The sequence below is a fragment of the Neobacillus vireti genome (assembly GCF_036962465.1).
GTDB lineage: Bacteria > Bacillota > Bacilli > Bacillales > Cytobacillaceae > Neobacillus > Neobacillus vireti_B.
Window position 1 is genome coordinate 41,258 of record NZ_JBALNF010000064.1, and the last position, 16,133, is coordinate 57,390.

Annotated in this window: 9 protein-coding genes and 21 tRNA genes; 1 reads left to right on the forward strand and 29 read right to left on the reverse strand. The window is 40.4% G+C overall.

The window, feature by feature from the left end; translation table 11 throughout:
- Positions 1-10: 10 nt before the first annotated feature.
- From menH to V7077_RS23145, 3 genes are read right to left on the reverse strand one after another with little or no spacing between them, the layout of a single operon-like run.
- A complete protein-coding gene (gene menH / locus V7077_RS23135) occupies positions 11-823 on the reverse strand; it encodes a 2-succinyl-6-hydroxy-2,4-cyclohexadiene-1-carboxylate synthase (RefSeq protein WP_335506349.1) in 813 nt (270 codons plus the stop codon).
- Positions 820-2,571, reverse strand: coding sequence for a 2-succinyl-5-enolpyruvyl-6-hydroxy-3-cyclohexene-1-carboxylic-acid synthase (gene menD, locus V7077_RS23140; RefSeq protein WP_335506351.1), 1,752 nt, complete (start codon positions 2,569-2,571; stop codon positions 820-822). Before menD ends, menH begins: the two co-directional genes overlap by 4 nt.
- Positions 2,572-2,573: 2 nt before the next feature.
- Positions 2,574-3,974 carry an isochorismate synthase gene (locus tag V7077_RS23145; protein ID WP_335506353.1) on the reverse strand — a complete coding sequence of 467 codons (1,401 nt, stop codon included), beginning with the start codon at positions 3,972-3,974 and terminating at the stop codon, positions 2,574-2,576.
- Positions 3,975-4,315: 341 nt separating this feature from the next.
- On the opposite strand from V7077_RS23145, the gene V7077_RS23150 reads away from it, so the two are divergent.
- Entirely contained in the window at positions 4,316-5,254 is a 939-nt protein-coding gene (locus V7077_RS23150) for a 1,4-dihydroxy-2-naphthoate polyprenyltransferase (RefSeq protein WP_335506355.1), read from the forward strand.
- Between the two features lie 35 nt (positions 5,255-5,289).
- Here the strand turns inward: V7077_RS23150 and V7077_RS23155 are convergent, their stop codons facing one another.
- From V7077_RS23155 to V7077_RS23280, 26 genes are all read right to left on the reverse strand, one after another.
- Positions 5,290-7,686, reverse strand: coding sequence for a glycogen/starch/alpha-glucan phosphorylase (locus tag V7077_RS23155; RefSeq protein ID WP_335506357.1), 2,397 nt, complete (start codon positions 7,684-7,686; stop codon positions 5,290-5,292).
- The gene (gene glgA / locus V7077_RS23160; protein WP_335506359.1) at positions 7,676-9,127 is read right to left on the reverse strand and encodes a glycogen synthase GlgA; all 1,452 of its coding nucleotides are present in this window, start codon (positions 9,125-9,127) and stop codon (positions 7,676-7,678) included. Before glgA ends, V7077_RS23155 begins: the two co-directional genes overlap by 11 nt.
- Positions 9,124-10,155 (reverse strand): sugar phosphate nucleotidyltransferase, encoded by a 1,032-nt coding sequence (locus V7077_RS23165; RefSeq protein ID WP_335506361.1) that lies wholly within the window; start codon positions 10,153-10,155, stop codon positions 9,124-9,126. Before V7077_RS23165 ends, glgA begins: the two co-directional genes overlap by 4 nt.
- Positions 10,156-10,200: 45 nt before the next feature.
- Positions 10,201-11,346 carry a glucose-1-phosphate adenylyltransferase gene (locus V7077_RS23170; RefSeq protein WP_335506363.1) on the reverse strand — a complete coding sequence of 382 codons (1,146 nt, stop codon included), beginning with the start codon at positions 11,344-11,346 and terminating at the stop codon, positions 10,201-10,203.
- The gene (glgB, locus tag V7077_RS23175) at positions 11,288-13,237 is read right to left on the reverse strand and encodes a 1,4-alpha-glucan branching protein GlgB (protein WP_335506365.1); all 1,950 of its coding nucleotides are present in this window, start codon (positions 13,235-13,237) and stop codon (positions 11,288-11,290) included. The genes V7077_RS23170 and glgB overlap by 59 nt, the downstream gene beginning before the upstream one ends.
- 729 nt (positions 13,238-13,966) lie before the next feature.
- Positions 13,967-14,038, reverse strand: a tRNA-Glu gene (locus tag V7077_RS23180).
- 10 nt (positions 14,039-14,048) lie between these two features.
- Positions 14,049-14,139 (reverse strand) — tRNA-Ser (locus V7077_RS23185).
- Between the two features lie 11 nt (positions 14,140-14,150).
- A tRNA-Asn gene (locus V7077_RS23190) sits at positions 14,151-14,225 on the reverse strand.
- A 32-nt stretch (positions 14,226-14,257) separates the two neighbouring features.
- Positions 14,258-14,334: transfer RNA gene (locus V7077_RS23195), tRNA-Ile, on the reverse strand.
- Between the two features lie 6 nt (positions 14,335-14,340).
- Positions 14,341-14,414, reverse strand: a tRNA-Gly gene (locus V7077_RS23200).
- An 11-nt stretch (positions 14,415-14,425) separates the two neighbouring features.
- Positions 14,426-14,501 (reverse strand) — tRNA-His (locus tag V7077_RS23205).
- A 31-nt stretch (positions 14,502-14,532) separates the two neighbouring features.
- Positions 14,533-14,608: transfer RNA gene (locus tag V7077_RS23210), tRNA-Phe, on the reverse strand.
- 6 nt (positions 14,609-14,614) lie between these two features.
- Positions 14,615-14,691: transfer RNA gene (locus V7077_RS23215), tRNA-Asp, on the reverse strand.
- A 3-nt stretch (positions 14,692-14,694) separates the two neighbouring features.
- Positions 14,695-14,768: transfer RNA gene (locus V7077_RS23220), tRNA-Met, on the reverse strand.
- Between the two features lie 182 nt (positions 14,769-14,950).
- Positions 14,951-15,043 (reverse strand) — tRNA-Ser (locus tag V7077_RS23225).
- Between the two features lie 15 nt (positions 15,044-15,058).
- Positions 15,059-15,135, reverse strand: a tRNA-Ile gene (locus V7077_RS23230).
- Positions 15,136-15,159: 24 nt separating this feature from the next.
- A tRNA-Met gene (locus V7077_RS23235) sits at positions 15,160-15,236 on the reverse strand.
- 15 nt (positions 15,237-15,251) lie between these two features.
- Positions 15,252-15,327, reverse strand: a tRNA-Ala gene (locus V7077_RS23240).
- Positions 15,328-15,346: 19 nt separating this feature from the next.
- A tRNA-Pro gene (locus V7077_RS23245) sits at positions 15,347-15,423 on the reverse strand.
- 8 nt (positions 15,424-15,431) lie between these two features.
- Positions 15,432-15,508: transfer RNA gene (locus tag V7077_RS23250), tRNA-Arg, on the reverse strand.
- 17 nt (positions 15,509-15,525) lie between these two features.
- A tRNA-Leu gene (locus V7077_RS23255) sits at positions 15,526-15,614 on the reverse strand.
- Positions 15,615-15,619: 5 nt separating this feature from the next.
- A tRNA-Gly gene (locus tag V7077_RS23260) sits at positions 15,620-15,694 on the reverse strand.
- Between the two features lie 30 nt (positions 15,695-15,724).
- Positions 15,725-15,809 (reverse strand) — tRNA-Leu (locus V7077_RS23265).
- Positions 15,810-15,844: 35 nt separating this feature from the next.
- Positions 15,845-15,920, reverse strand: a tRNA-Lys gene (locus tag V7077_RS23270).
- A 10-nt stretch (positions 15,921-15,930) separates the two neighbouring features.
- Positions 15,931-16,003, reverse strand: a tRNA-Thr gene (locus tag V7077_RS23275).
- A gap of 18 nt (positions 16,004-16,021) precedes the next feature.
- Positions 16,022-16,097 (reverse strand) — tRNA-Val (locus V7077_RS23280).
- Between the last annotated feature and the right edge of the window lie 36 nt (positions 16,098-16,133).

A 16,133-nucleotide genomic window follows, 5' to 3' on the forward strand; every position in this document is an offset into this window, starting at 1 on the left:
AAATCCTCCTTTATAATTTATTCGACAAAAAGTCACTTACTATTGTACCAAACTTTTCTGATTCTTCCACATGAATTGCATGTCCACTATTTTCGACAATCATCCATTTTGCATTCTTTATCCTAGCTGCCATAGCTTTTGCAATGTGGCCAAACTTTAAGTCTTCCTCACCAGTAAGCAGTAAGACCTCACAGTTTAAACCGCCAAGTTCCTTCCACCATGATGGCTGTGAACCTGTCCCCATCCCAAGTAAACTATTGGCTAGCCCTTGGGGGGAATTCTTTAATCGCTGTTCTTTAATTTTGTTTTGTACGGTAGCAGGAAGTCTCTTCATCGTCTGAAACAAGGAGATATCCTCCCAATAATCAACAAACGAATTCAAACCCTCATCTACTATAAATTTTGCAAGTTTGGCATCATTCATACGGCGAAATTCTCTTTCTCTTTCTGTTTCAAGACCAGGAGAAGCGCTTTCTAAGATCAGCTTTCGGACACGGTTTGGGAACATCACTGCAAACGTTAGAGCCAATCTGCCACCCATAGAATAGCCAAGCAGGTCTATTTGGTGAACACCTGTTTTCTCCAAAATCGTATGTAAGCTGTGTGCCATGGATTCGATTTGATAATGCTTTAAGTCATCAGGAGATTCCGTTCTGCCGTGGCCAATAATATCAGGAACGATTAACCTTGAGTGGCTGCCCCACTTATCAAAAAATGATGCCCAGGTAGATGAATCTCCTGTAAAGCCATGCAGTAAGACTAGGGGAAAACCTTCACCAGAAACCTCTAAGTGAAAGCGAATCCCATCTACATTTATCATCATTCCTGCGCTCCATTGACAAGATTTGATATTTCCTGGGAAACTGAACGCCAAAATTCACGATGTTCATCGCGATTTCTGTCTCTTTTTGTTTCAACCTCATAAACATGGATACCCTTTTGCTGATGGCTTTGTTTTAAAAGGTCGGCAAGCTGATCCCAAGTTGCTATTTTAGTGTAATGTCCATTAAACATTTTAACAGCATGCTCAAAGTTAATATTCAATGGTGTACCGAACAATAGTTCAAAATGTTTAGGATGCTCTGACTGTGGAAGGAAAGAAAAGATCCCGCCCCCATTATTGTTAACGAGAATGATACGGATATCAATATCGTAAAGCTTGGCTGCAATCAAACCATTTAAATCATGAAAAAAGGTTAAATCCCCCAACACTAAATATAAGGATTTAGTATAAACTGCAGCACCGATGGCAGTTGAAACAGTCCCATCAATTCCATTAGCCCCTCGATTTGCCATTACCTTAATCGATTTATTATTGCTTAAGAAAAAACTATCTAAATCACGGATTGGCATACTGTTACCTACAAAAAGGGTTGCTTCGTCGGGAAGCATTTCAGCTAATTGATAGAATAACTTACTTTCACTCAATTCCTTTTCATCTCGGATAACAGCCATATTTTCTTTTGTGAGCTGATTCACTTTTCTCCAATCATCTATAAAAGCAGAAGAAGGATTAGCGGCCATAAAGGTTAATAATTTTTCACAAAAATAAGTTTCATTACAAAAGATCATATTGGTTGATAATGCTGAAGGATCGCGCCAGCCGCCCCCGCCGTCAATGACAAATTGAGCGGCATCATGATTTTCTTTTAAAAATATCGTTAACGCTTTTGAAACAGGCATTGCCCCAAATCTTAAGACAACATCCGGCTTTAGAAAAGACTTGGCATCTTCATTCCTTAAAAAGGTATCGTAACCCTCAATAACATTCTCAAATGAATGGGTTCCGCTTCGTAATTGCGATAACGGGTCGGCTAAAATTGGATAGTTTAAAAGAGCTCCAAGTTTAGTTACTGCTTTTGCAAATTTTTCATCCGCTATATTACCGCATACAATGATGCCCTTGTCTTTCCCAGTCAATTCAGCAGCAATTTCTTTAAACTCTTCTTCACTTAAGGTTATATCTCCATTGTTGACCCTGACATACCCCTGGGGCCGTTCAGAGAGTTCAAAGAGAGATTCGTCCATTTTCGGGATGAGCGGTTCACGGAACGGAAAGTTCAAATGAACGGGACCTGCAGGCGCTTGGGTTGCAATTGCTGCTGCCCTTGCACAAATTGTCCTTGCATAGCGTAACATCTCATTGGTTTTCTCCGGCAGCGCCATATCAGCAAACCATTTTACTTGATGGCCATACAAATGAAGCTGATCAATTGCCTGCGGAGCACCCACCTCGCGTAATTCATGAGGTCTGTCAGCAGTTAGTACCAGCAAAGGGATACGTGAATATTTTGCCTCCACGATTGCTGGAAAATAATTTGCAGCTGCGGTACCGGATGTGCACAAAATGGCCACTGGCTTGTTTTTTGCCTTTGCCATACCTAAAGCGAAAAAAGCAGCAGAACGCTCATCCACATGGATATGAACCTTTAAATCAGGGTGTTCCGCCATGACCATGGCCATCGGAGTTGACCTAGAACCTGGACTGACTACCACATCCGTAATACCCGTTAAAACAAGTTCTGAAACAAAGGCAGCAATATAAGCCGTTAATGATTCTTGATGATTCATAATTATCTTCCTCCAAGGGCCCGAAGCATTGGTCTAAACTTTAAACTTGTTTCTAAATATTCTTCTTCAGAGTGGGAATCTGCTACGACCCCGCATCCGGCAAACAAAGAAACTTCATCTCCCTGAATAAGCCCGGAGCGAATAGCTACCGCGAATTCACCATTTTGCTGATAATCGACCCAGCCGAGCGGGCCGCCAAATAGACCTCTGTCCAGTTGTTCTACTTCTCTTATCTTTTCTACGGCTGAAGTCTTGGGAAGTCCTCCAAGTGCTGGTGTAGGATGAAGCTTCTCCACAAGCAATAAAAGAGAGGTGTTCGGACCACACTTTCCAATTACTGGTGTATATAAGTGTTGAATATCACGCATTTTCATTAGTTGAGGGTGGTCTGGGAGAATAACCTCTTTACAGGATTGCTCAAGTGCCCCCTTAATCATCTCGACTACATACCCGTGTTCCTTCAGATTTTTTTGATCGGCTAGAAGAGTTTGTCCTAGAGCCTGGTCCTCTTCTACTGTTTGTCCACGGGAAATCGAACCAGCCAAACAGGTTGAATAAACTTCATCACTTTGTTTCTTGATTAGGCGCTCCGGCGAGGCCCCGATAAAACAATCTCCATTTGATTCAAACGCAAAAATATAGCTGGCCGGCTGCTGTGTATATAAATTTTCCAAGACAGATTCTGCTTCAACATCCGAATTAAACACAAGTCTAAGTTCACGAGCAAGCACGACCTTTTTCAATGGACCATGTGTTAATTCATCCACCACTCCATCAACCGTTTGTTTCCATCGATCAGGAGAGACTTCATCTTTCCGGATTAATGAGGGAGATTTTGTGTTACGATTGTTTCTTAAAGAATGGAGCAGTTGATTTCTTTCTTCCAAACTCTTGCTATATAAGGACAGATCATCATTAGGTGTAAAGATAATATTTGTGGTTAAATAGGTTTCACCCTGGACGATACTCAATAAGAATTTGGGTATGTGAAATAAAGAATCTGCAAATTTGGACCAAAGATCTGTTTTTTCTTTAAAAGGATCAAACGAAAAGCCTCCAAACATAAGAGGTCCAACACCGTCAACCTTATAATCATTAAAGATAAAACTATCTTTTAAAAAGCTCTTCCACTCTTTTTCAAGATGAAAAAAGCGGTCAGCAGCCTGATCCGATTGAAATTGCTTTGAAGTTCCAAGTCCAATTAGAACCATCTCATTTGTCGGGTCCTTCCAAAAAAAACGTTCCCCGCAATAGTGGTCTTTTCCAGTATTAAAAAAGGATAAAGGATTGGTCGTGTCCATTTTATGAACTTCACTCATCAAAATTGGACGTCCTAATTCTCTAGCCTGTTTTACCCCTAAAAGACCCCTTTCTTTTATTTCTGTTTCTTGAATGGTAATCAAACAAATCCCTCCAAAACAGCCGAAATGACTGTTATCCATTCATCTTAAAGCCTATTCTAAGATACTACTCCCATTGTAAATAAGTCAATAATACTTGTCACTACCTGACCTCTTTATTCCTTATTATATATCAAAATGCTTAAAGAAGGTTGCGAGCGGTTTTATTCCTTCAGTTTTCCACGAAAAGCAGATAATAATCGAACAGGGATTATCTGCTAGTTTTGAAAACAAAAATTAATTGACACTAAACATGGAATTCCATACACTTATGTGTGGGATATAACCCTTAATACGTATAAAGCTACATTATATAGACAGAAAATTGATAAGGGGGAGCAATAATGGAGTCAAATATACAGCAAAACTCAAAGCAGTCCGTTGAAGCTAACCGCGGGTTTCAAGTTTGGTGGAAAATGACCCGTCCTCATACACTAACGGCATCATTCGTACCAGTTCTTCTTGGTACAGCATTAGCTTTTAAAACCGGTAAAGTTCACATTGGGCTGTTTATTGCCATGCTTGTTGCCAGTATGTTAATTCAAGCGGCGACCAATATGTTCAACGAATACTTTGATTATAAACGTGGATTAGATACCGCAGAATCAGTTGGAATTGGTGGAACGATTGTTAGGGATGGCATTAAACCAAAAACCGTTATCAATCTTGCTTTTGGGTTTTATACAATTGCATTATTGTTAGGAGTTTATATTTGTGCCAATAGCAGCTGGTGGCTGGCTCTTGTAGGCCTCGTTTGTATGGCTGTAGGCTACTTCTACACCGGTGGTCCTGTTCCGATTGCCTACACACCATTTGGTGAAATTCTTTCTGGATTCTTTATGGGCATGCTGATTATTTTAATTTCTTTCTTTATTCAAACAGGTACAGTCGATCATTCCAGTATTCTTCTATCCGTGCCTAGTATGGTTTTAGTAGGAATGATTATGCTTTCCAATAACATTCGTGACCTTGATGGTGATAAAGAAAATGGCCGTAAAACGGTTGCCATTTTATTAGGTAAAAAGAAAGCAATTTATCTGCTAGCTGGAATGTTTGCCTTTTCTTATCTTTGGATTTTGGGACTAATCATTAGTGGTATTGCTCCATTTTGGACAGCCATTGTCGTTTTAAGTGTTCCAAAACCTATTAAAGCAATCAAAGGTTTTAATGAGAATACCGTGCCCATTAAAATGGCACCAGCAATGATTGCAACTGCCCAAACCAATACCATTTTTGGATTTCTACTCGCAATCGGCATTTTCATTGGCCACTTTTTTTCATAAAAACAAAGCTTCTGCCAGCAGGCAGAAGCTTTTACTTATTTTAGAGATTTAATTCTCCAAATATCATCGGCATATTCTCTAATTGTACGATCGCTCGAAAAATAGCCTGCATGTGCAATATTCGCTAAACTCATTTTTTGCCACTCGCTCTTATCCGTATATGTTTCACCGATTTGCTCTTGAACTTTTGCATAAGAAGCAAAATCCTTTAAAACAAAATATTGGTCATTTTCCTCAAGTAATGAATCAAAAATTGGTTCGAACTCATTATTAACACCAGGAAAGAATCCATTTACGAGCTGATCAACTGCTTGCCTGATTCGATAATCATGATGATAATATTCCCGCGAATGATAGCCTCCATGTTGATAATAATGAAGGACTTCATCTGAAGTTAAACCAAATGTAAATATATTCGATGGGCCGACTAATTCTTTAATTTCTATATTTGCTCCATCCAACGTACCCACTGTTAAGGCACCATTAATCATAAACTTCATATTCCCGGTACCAGAAGCTTCTTTACTTGCAGTTGAAATCTGTTCACTGACATCTGAGGCTGGGAAAATCTTTTCAGCTAGGGAAACCCGATAATTTTCCAGGAAAATCACCTTTATTTTATCCCCAACGATTGGATCATTATTAATTTTTTCAGCCACTGTGTTAATAAGTTTTATAATTTTTTTTGCATAATAATAACCTGGCGAAGCCTTCGCACCAAAAATAAACACCCTTGGGACAATCGCATAGCTAGGATCTTCTTTTATCCGGTTATATAGGTGCATAATGTGTAAAACATTTAAAAGCTGTCGCTTATAGGCATGCAGCCTTTTAACCTGCACGTCAAAAATAGCTCCAGTATCGACTTTAACCCCTGTTTTATCTAAGATGATCTCAGCAAGCCTTTGCTTATTTTCATTTTTTATATGTAAAAGCTGATCTAAGAAGGAGGAATCATTTTTATATTTAAGCAAATGAGTAAGCTCTTCGGCTGAAGATGTCCAAGAAGATCCAATTGCGTCTGTTATAAGGGTAGATAAATTTGGATTTGCTTTTAATAACCAGCGGCGGTACGCAATACCATTCGTTTTATTATTGAATTTCTCCGGGTATAGCTGATAAAATTGGTTCATTTCCCGCTTTTTTAATATTTCGGTATGTAGCTTCGCGACACCATTTACACTGAAGCTTCCTACAATGGCCAAATGGGCCATTTTTACAAAATTATCTGCAATAATGGCAAGATTACTAATCCTTTGCCAATTGCCCGGGGTTTGGTCCCAAAGTTCGCGGCAGAAACGTTCATTGATTTCTTCGACTATCATAAAAATCCTCGGCAATAATGGTTGAAAAATATGAATGGGCCATTTCTCGAGTGCTTCTGATAATGTCGTATGATTTGTATAAGAGATCGTTTGCTTTGTTATATCCCATGCTTGTTCCCATTCATACCCTTCCTCGTCAATTAGGACTCTCATAAGCTCCGGAATTGCCAATACAGGGTGCGTATCATTAATATGGATACAAACATGTTCATGCAGCTGATCTAAGCTAATATGTTGTTTTCGGTAGGTTCTTAAAATGGATTGAATACTAGCAGACACTAAAAAGTATTGCTGTTTCAACCTTAAGATTTTTCCCTCGTCATGGGTATCATCTGGATATAGAAATTCAGAAATCGATTCTGTCTCACGCTTATATTTTAATATATCAGCATCGATTGGAAATTGTGATGGCTCTGCATTCCACAACCGTAAAGTATTCACAGTTGATGTGTTATAACCGATTACTGGCATATCATGAGGGACTGCTGTAACGGTTTCAGCATGAAGATGATGGAAGACGAGGCGTCCATTTTCCAATCTTGATTCCACTTTTCCCCAAAATGGAACCTTAACAGCACTGTCCAACTTCCGAATTTCCCAAACATTCCCGCTTCGCAGCCATTGTTCAGGAAGTTCCACTTGATAGCCATCCACTATTTTCTGCTCAAACAATCCATGCTTATAACGAATGCCATGTCCATGGCCGGGCAAATTAAGCGAGGCAAGTGAATCAAGAAAACAAGCAGCTAATCTTCCTAATCCGCCGTTTCCTAATCCTGCGTCACTTTCAAGCTCCTCAAGCTGATCCAGATCAATCCCTAATTCTTTAAGTCCTGCCTGGACGGTTTCCTCTACACCTAAATTAATTAAATTCTGACGTAATAACTTACCTAATAAATATTCAATGGACAGATAGTATACCTGCTTACCTTGGGCGGCAAGATATTGTTCATTTGTTGCAATCCAGTCATTGCTGACAAACTCCCGAATCATGCTGCCAAGGGTTTGATACTGATCGCGTGCAGAACTTTCCAAAAAACTCTTTCCACATAGCATCTCAAGTCTTTTCAGAAAGGATTTTTTAAACAACTCTTTGCTAGAAAACATGAGTTTCACTCCTTGAGACGAGCTCCGCATAGAGCTGGCTATAACTAAATGCAGATTGTGCCCAGCTATAGTCCTTTTCCATCGCCTGCTTAACAATCGTTTCCCAAACTGGTTTATCATGATAGAAGCTTAACGCTCGTTGAATTGTATAAAGCATGTCATGAGCATTAAAGTTTTTGAAGGAGAAGCCATTCCCCTTACCAGTATATTCATTATATGCCTTCACCGTATCATTTAAGCCGCCAGTTTCGCGGACGATTGGTATGGCACCATATCTCATTGCAATCATCTGTCCAAGGCCACATGGTTCAAATTGCGACGGCATTAAAAACAAGTCAGCGGCAGCATAGAGCTTATGGGCAAGTTCTTCGCTGAATCCTGTATAAACCTTTAATTTATCAGGATAAACCCGGGCTGCTTGTCGTAAATATTCTTCATATTCAAAATCACCTGTTCCAAGTATAATTACTTGAACATCCTCTTGCAATATTTCCCGGAGCACACACCGTACTAGATCCAGACCCTTTTGTTTCGTCAGCCTTGTAATCATGACAAGCAAAGGAGTAGCAGCACTCTGTGGCAAGCCAAATTGCTTTTGCACTTCTATTTTATTAACTGCCTTTTTGGAATAGGTATCCACCTTATAATTTTGAAAGATTAATGGGTCAATCGCTGAATTGTAAAATTCTTCATCAATGCCATTTAAGATTCCTATTAAATCTTCGTTTCTTGCACGCAACAGTCCGTCTAATTTCTCACCGTAAGCAGGGCTTTGAATTTCTTCTTTGTATGTAGGGCTAACTGTAGTAATTTTATCCGCTGCCACAAGACCGCCCTTCATAAAATTAATATTCCCGAAAAATTCCAAATGGCCTGATTGGAATGAAGTATAATCCAATCCCAATAAATCACCCAAGACTTCCTTTGGAAAAATTCCTTGGAACTGCAAATTATGAATGGTAAATACAGTCTTAATCAAACCATACCCTTTTCGCTTGTAATACTCAGTTCTTAAAAGGTATGGAATCATCGCAGTATGCCAGTCATGGCAATGCAGGACATCTGGATAAAAGTCAAGTTCTGCAATCGCCTCAAGAATCGCCCGATTTAAATAGGAAAATCTCTCGCCATCATCGAAATAACCGTACAAACCTTCCCGTTTAAAGTAGTATTCATTATCAACGAAGTAATAAGTAATACCCTGATGTGTAAGCTCTTCAATCCCACAATATTGATTTCTCCAGCCTACAGAAACTGTAAATTCCTTAATTTTTTTCATTTTTCCTTTATACTCTTCTGAAATAGTCCCATATTTCGGAAGAATTACCCTTACATCCGTACCAAGGCTCTTTAATTCTTTTGGAAGTGATCCGGCAACATCTGCGAGTCCCCCCGACTTTGCGAATGGGCCACATTCCGATACAGCGAATAAAATTTTCACGAGTTCATCAGCGCTCCTTGTTTCGTTCCTTTACGAATGACGTATGGGGCATGTGCAGTTCCTACTAAATATGTACCTGCCTCTACCTTTACATCCTTATCTAAAATAACAGAATCTAAATAACAATTCTCCTCAATTTGACACTTTTGCATAATAATGCAATTCTTAATCACTGCCCCTTCACCGATCTTCACTCCACGGGCGACAATACTGTTTTCTACAGTCCCGCTAATATGACAGCCGTTTGCAATCATCGCATTTTTCACCACGGACTCTTTGACATACTTAGTTGGCGGTTCATCCTTAACCTTTGTAATAATTGGCTGGTCTTTTAAAAATAATTGCTTCCAAATTTTTGGATCGAGCAATTTCATACTAGTGGTGAAATAGCTGTCAATCGAATCTATCATGACGGAATAACCGTTATATTCATAGTGACAAATGGAATATTCATGAGAAAGATCATTTACAACATCCTTCATACAGGTGTACCCTGTATCATGTCTTGTTTCAATCAATTTAATCAGTAATGACGTTTTAATTAGATACATTTCCATCGAGCGTCCATCTTGCTGACGGATTTCGGTTATATCGCACTTTGCTTCATTATGCCACGCTAGTATTGGTCTGATGTTCATATTAAAAATAGTGTTACAGTTAGAGATAATCGCATATTCTTGTGTGCTTCGGTAAAAATAATCCATATTAGCCGCAAAATGTTCAAATGAACCAATTTTATTACCATCACTATCTACAATAGGGGATGGAAAAAAGAAAAGCCCGTCTCGCTTACGATTTAAATCCCAATTTTTTCCTGAACCTAAATGATCCATGAGGGAACGGTATTGCATTTTTGGAAAGATTGCTACACTGCGAATTCCTGAATTGACCATACTTGAAAGAACAAAGTCGATAATACGGTAACGTCCTCCAAATGGCAATGCTGCGAGTGAGCGATGGATTACTAGATCCTCTAAATCTTCGTGGTAGGTTGTTGCATCTATAACACCTAATAGCTTTCTTTTCACTCCAAATTCCCTCCTGTTTTTTATTAAATACCCGTCTCTTTTATTCTATAATGCAGGGTATAGTCCACTTAACATCTCTTCCGTTACGAGGATAATCTCATCATCAAACGAGCGGATCACTGTCCCATCAGGTATTTTGACCTCACCAGGTACGATTGCTTTTTCTATCAAACAATTTTCACCGATTTCAGCATCCGGCATGATGACGGACTCTTTAATGATCGAGTTTTTACCGACTGTTACACCTTGAAATAATACGGATTTTTCTACCTTCCCTTCAACCGTACAGCCTTCATTGATCATAGACTCTTTTACTATGGCCTCTGGAGAGATATATTGCGGAGGCTGATTGGGGTTAACAGAATAGATTCTCCAATCATTTTCAAATAAATCTAAATCACATTCTTCTCCCAATAAATCCATATTTGCTTCCCATAGGCTTTGGACTGTACCAACATCCTTCCAATAACCTTTAAACGGATAAGCAAACAATTTTTTATTTTCGTCTAAGAGCAATGGGATGATGTCTTTTCCGAAGTCATGGCTTGAATTAGGATCACGATCATCCATCTCCAAATATTCCTTTAAGATACTCCAGTTGAAAATATAAATCCCCATAGAGGCAAGATTATTCTTTGGATGGCTTGGTTTTTCCTCAAATTCTGTAATTCTCATTTCATCGTTTGTATTCATAATGCCAAATCGGCTGGCTTCAGCCCATGGAACCTCTATTAAAGAAATGGTAGCATCGGCTCTTTTCTCGATATGGTATTCAAGCATACTTTCGTAGTTCATTTTATAAATATGATCACCCGAAAGAATTAAAACGTATTCCGGCTGGTATTGCTTTAAATAATTTACATTTTGAAAAATGGCACTGGCGGTTCCGGTATACCATTTAACTTCTGAAGACTCGGCATACGGAGGCAGTACCGTTACACCGCCGTCTTTTCGGTCAAGGTCCCAGGCGCTGCCTATACCTATATAGGAGTTTAATAAAAGCGGCTGATATTGGGTTAATACCCCAACAGTATCAATACCAGAGTTGGTACAATTGCTTAATGTAAAGTCGATAATTCGGTATTTCCCTCCAAAAGGTACTGCAGGCTTTGCTAATTCTTTCGTAAGCGAATTAAGTCTGCTTCCTTTCCCTCCTGCTAATAGCATGGCTACGCACTTTTTCTTTACCATTACCTTTTCTCTCCTTCCGCTTTTTAACTGGTCGTATGATTTGAAAACCGAACGGGGGAATTGCAATTTCAATTGAAAATGGCTGACCATGGTAAGGCTCTTCAACTGCCGCTATGGTCTTCTTATTCACCATTTCTGTCCCACCGAACTCTTGGTAATCGCTATTAAAAATTTCACGATATTCGCCCGCTTTCGGAACACCAATCTTATAAACTGGATACCCTACTCCTGTAAAGTTGCAGACGATAATTAATGTATCTTCTTCCTTTTTTCCTTTTCGGATGAAGGAAAAAATAGATTGGGTATTGTTGTTAACATCGATCCACTCAAAACCTTCCTGCAAATGGTCTAGTTCGTAGAGTGCCTTTGAGCGTTTATATAGTTTTGTTAATACTTTTACATATGTGTTTAAATTGCGGTGCATGTCATAATCCAATAAGTTCCAATCGAGTTGTTCTTTATCTTTCCACTCCGCAAATTGTCCTAATTCAAACCCCATGAACAATAATTTTTTTCCTGGGTGGGCAAACATGTACCCTAGCAGAAGTCTCAGCTGGGCAAATTTCTCCCAGTACTCCCCTGGCATTTTGTCTAACAATGACTTTTTCCCATGTACAACCTCATCATGAGAGAATGGAAGCATAAAGTTTTCAGTAAATGCATATAAAAGTGAAAACGTTACCTTTGAATGGACATTTGACCTTGAATAAGGCGGTGTTTCCATATATTCAAGCATGTCATTCATCCAGCCCATATTCCATTTGTAGTCAAAGCCTAAACCGCCGTAGTGTACAGGCGCTGTTACTTGAGGATAATCCGTAGAATCCTCCCCGATCATGAGAAAATGGGGATCAAACTCGTGTACTTCTTTATTCAACTTTTTCAAGAAATTAATTCCAAAGGGATTTTCACGCTTTCCGTTAGTGGTATCCGGCCAATAAATAATATTTGCCACAGCGTCCATTCGAAAGCCATCTATGTGGAAGTAATCAATCCAAAATAACGCATTTGAAATCAGGAAACTTTGAACCTCACCTTTTCCTAAATCGAAATTTGCCGTACCCCATACAGCATTTTCTCTGTCACTTTCAGTGCTATATGAATAAATGTGGGTACCGTCAAATCGATAAAGACCATGAGCATCCTTGCAAAAATGGCCTGGTACCCAGTCCAGTATGACACCGATGCCTTGCTGATGGCACTGGTCCACAAAGTATCTAAAATCATCTGGTGTGCCATACCTGGAGGTCACAGAAAAATAACCCGTACCCTGATATCCCCATGAGGCATCAAGCGGGTGCTCGATGATTGGTAAAAGTTCTATGTGGGTAAATCCGTGCTCTATTACATAGGGGATAAGTTCATCAGCAAGTTCCTTATAAGTTAGGTAGCTGTCATCATCTTTTTTCTTCCAGGATCCTGCATGGACTTCATAAATAATTGCTGGCTCTGATAGCACATTCTTTTTTTCTCTTCGATTCATCCATTGTTCGTCTTGCCAATTAAAACTGTTTAGAGAATATACAATCGAAGCAGTGTGGGGCCTTAATTCTGAATAAAATGCAAACGGGTCAGCCTTAAGGAGCTTTTCACCTGAAGATGTAATAATCTCGTACTTATAAATACAGCCTTCTACATTTTGATTAAGGACAATAACCCAAACGCCCTCATCATTTACCTTTTGCAGTTCATATCCTTCACCATTCCAGTTGTTAAAATTTCCCGCGAGCCTAACCTTAACGGCATTAGGAGCCCAAACGCAAAATCGTGTATAGACCTTATCGGAATTCTTAAAGATATGAGCGCCAAAAAGCTGATGACTCTGGAAAAAGCTGCCTTCATGAAATAAGTGCAGCTGATAATCTGTCGGAAATAATGTGTTCACCGTCATGGCTCTCCTCATCTCACTGAAAATATGTATTTCTTTGACCAATTATAATTGCAAATGGCCCAGATGCCTTGTAAAACTTTTTTATCTTTTTTGACAATAACTGATGAATTCGACCACTAAGTTACAATACCCAACACTATACGACACTAAACCACAAATATTCCTACACGTTTCGACAAGAATCTAGCATCTTTTTTTGAATATTTTCATGAAACTAACGTTAAAAAGCTATTTTATAAATAATAAAAAATGAAGTAAAAGATTTAAGTAAAAAGAAGTAAATGTAAACGGTGTCAATGTTTCCTAAAAAATAAGGTTTATAATTACGTTATATTAAAATAATGAATAGAGCGTATAAGACGGAGATAAAAGACTGCTCAAGCGGACGAAAGTAGGATAAATTTTAGTACTAAGGGACCATTATTTCTTCAGGAAGAGGGATGTTTAATAAGGTGTTTGTAGGCATAAATAAAACTTAGAAAGCCACTACATACGGTCGGGGGCACTGATTAAAGGTACTATTTTTGAGTTTGATCATTAGAAGTTAGGTTAATCTAGGCAGTACTCTCCTTCCGGCTGAACTTCTTACTTTGTGCCCAGTTATAAAGCTTTAGGATAAGTTTATCTTTCAAAAGGTTGTTTTTCTATATAAAACATTCTACTGGGTTTTCAGGGTAAAAGTAAATAAGCGCAAAAAAACTGATAACAATTGTTATCAGTTTTTTTGTATGACCCCTACGGGACTCGAACCCGTGTTACCTCCGTGAAAGGGAGGTGTCTTAACCGCTTGACCAAGGGGCCATTTATCTTATGGCGGAGAAGGAGGGATTTGAACCCTCGCGCCGGTCACCCGACCTACACCCTTAGCAGGGGCGCCTCTTCAGCCTCTTGAGTACTTCCCCATAAAATAAAATGGCTCCGCAGGTAGGACTCGAACCTACGACCGATCGGTTAACAGCCGATAGCTCTACCACTGAGCTACTGCGGAATAATAGAAAAATATTTTGTTTTAAAATATTATGGTGGGCCTAAATGGACTCGAACCATCGACCTCACGCTTATCAGGCGTGCGCTCTAACCAGCTGAGCTATAGGCCCATATGTTGGAGCGGGTGATGGGAATCGAACCCACTACATCAGCTTGGAAGGCTGAGGTTTTACCAGTAAACTACACCCGCAAATATTTTAATGGGGCGGCTGATGGGAATCGAACCCACGAATGCCTGAACCACAATCAGGTGCGTTAACCACTTCGCCACAGCCGCCATAAATTATTATATTTAATTATTAAACAAATGGTGGCTCAGGACGGAATCGAACCGCCGACACAAGGATTTTCAGTCCTTTGCTCTACCGACTGAGCTACTGAGCCATCAAATGGCGGTCTGGACGGGACTCGAACCCGCGACCTCCTGCGTGACAGGCAGGCATTCTAACCAACTGAACTACCAGACCAAATTGCGGGGGCAGGATTTGAACCTACGACCTTCGGGTTATGAGCCCGACGAGCTACCAGACTGCTCCACCCCGCGATAATAAAAAGTATTAAGTTTGGAATATGCTCCATGTGTTGTTACTGACTGTCCCCATCTCAGAAAGCTTATTCAAGCAGCAGCTCGATGGTTACAACTCGCAGATTATTCATTGCAGCAACGCTCGTTGCTCCACCCCGCGATAATAAAAAGTATTAAGATTGAATTTCTTTAGAATAATATGGCGGAGGAAGAGGGATTCGAACCCCCGCGCGGTTTAACCCGCCTGTCGGTTTTCAAGACCGATCCCTTCAGCCGGACTTGGGTATTCCTCCACATTATTAAGCTACTGGTGGACCTTGTAGGACTCGAACCTACGACCGGACGGTTATGAGCCGTCTGCTCTAACCAGCTGAGCTAAAGGTCCAAGTAAAGTTATTTAAATAATAGTTGGTAGCGGCGGAGGGGATCGAACCCCCGACCTTACGGGTATGAACCGTACGCTCTAGCCAGCTGAGCTACACCGCCATCATCAATTCAAATTGGTGGAGTCTAGGGGGATCGAACCCCTGACCTCCTGCGTGCAAAGCAGGCGCTCTCCCAGCTGAGCTAAGACCCCAAATTAGTGAAGAAGTTCATGGTCGGGAAGACAGGATTCGAACCTGCGACCCCTTGGTCCCAAACCAAGTGCTCTACCAAGCTGAGCTACTTCCCGATAAACAATGGCGCGCCCGAAAGGAGTCGAACCCATAACCTTCTGATCCGTAGTCAGACGCTCTATCCAATTGAGCTACGGGCGCATTGTTCATTTCTTAAATGGTGCCGAGGACCGGAATCGAACCGGTACGGTAGTCACCTACCGCAGGATTTTAAGTCCTGTGCGTCTGCCAGTTCCGCCACCCCGGCATATATGGAGCGGAAGACGGGATTCGAACCCGCGACCCCCACCTTGGCAAGGTGGTGTTCTACCACTGAACTACTTCCGCATATATGGCAATTTACTTTTAATCCTAAAATGGTGCGGGTGAAGGGAGTCGAACCCCCACGCCTTGCGGCGCCAGATCCTAAGTCTGGTGCGTCTGCCAATTCCGCCACACCCGCAATATTGAAAGTTATTTTACTAGTGTAAAAAACTATGGTGAGCCATGAAGGACTCGAACCTTCGACCCTCTGATTAAAAGTCAGATGCTCTACCAACTGAGCTAATGGCTCATACTAAAGGTGCCGGCGAGAGGACTTGAACCCCCAACCTACTGATTACAAGTCAGTTGCTCTACCAATTGAGCTACCCCGGCTTAAAGTAAGAAATATTATGGTGGAGGATGACGGGATCGAACCGCCGACCCTCTGCTTGTAAGGCAGATGCTCTCCCAGCTGAGCTAATCCTCCATATAAAGCCTGGCAACGTCCTACTCTCACAGGGAC

Excerpts from the sequence above, each read along its gene's own strand:
- menH (WP_335506349.1), bottom strand. The coding sequence starts at position 823 with ATGATGATAAATGTAGATGGGATTCGCTTTCACTTAGAGGTTTCTGGT.
- menD (WP_335506351.1), bottom strand. The coding sequence starts at position 2,571 with ATGAATCATCAAGAATCATTAACGGCTTATATTGCTGCCTTTGTTTCA.
- V7077_RS23150 (WP_335506355.1), top strand. The coding sequence starts at position 4,316 with ATGGAGTCAAATATACAGCAAAACTCAAAGCAGTCCGTTGAAGCTAAC.
- V7077_RS23155 (WP_335506357.1), bottom strand. The coding sequence starts at position 7,686 with ATGTTTTCTAGCAAAGAGTTGTTTAAAAAATCCTTTCTGAAAAGACTT.
- V7077_RS23170 (WP_335506363.1), bottom strand. The coding sequence starts at position 11,346 with ATGGTAAAGAAAAAGTGCGTAGCCATGCTATTAGCAGGAGGGAAAGGA.
- glgB (WP_335506365.1), bottom strand. The coding sequence starts at position 13,237 with ATGACGGTGAACACATTATTTCCGACAGATTATCAGCTGCACTTATTT.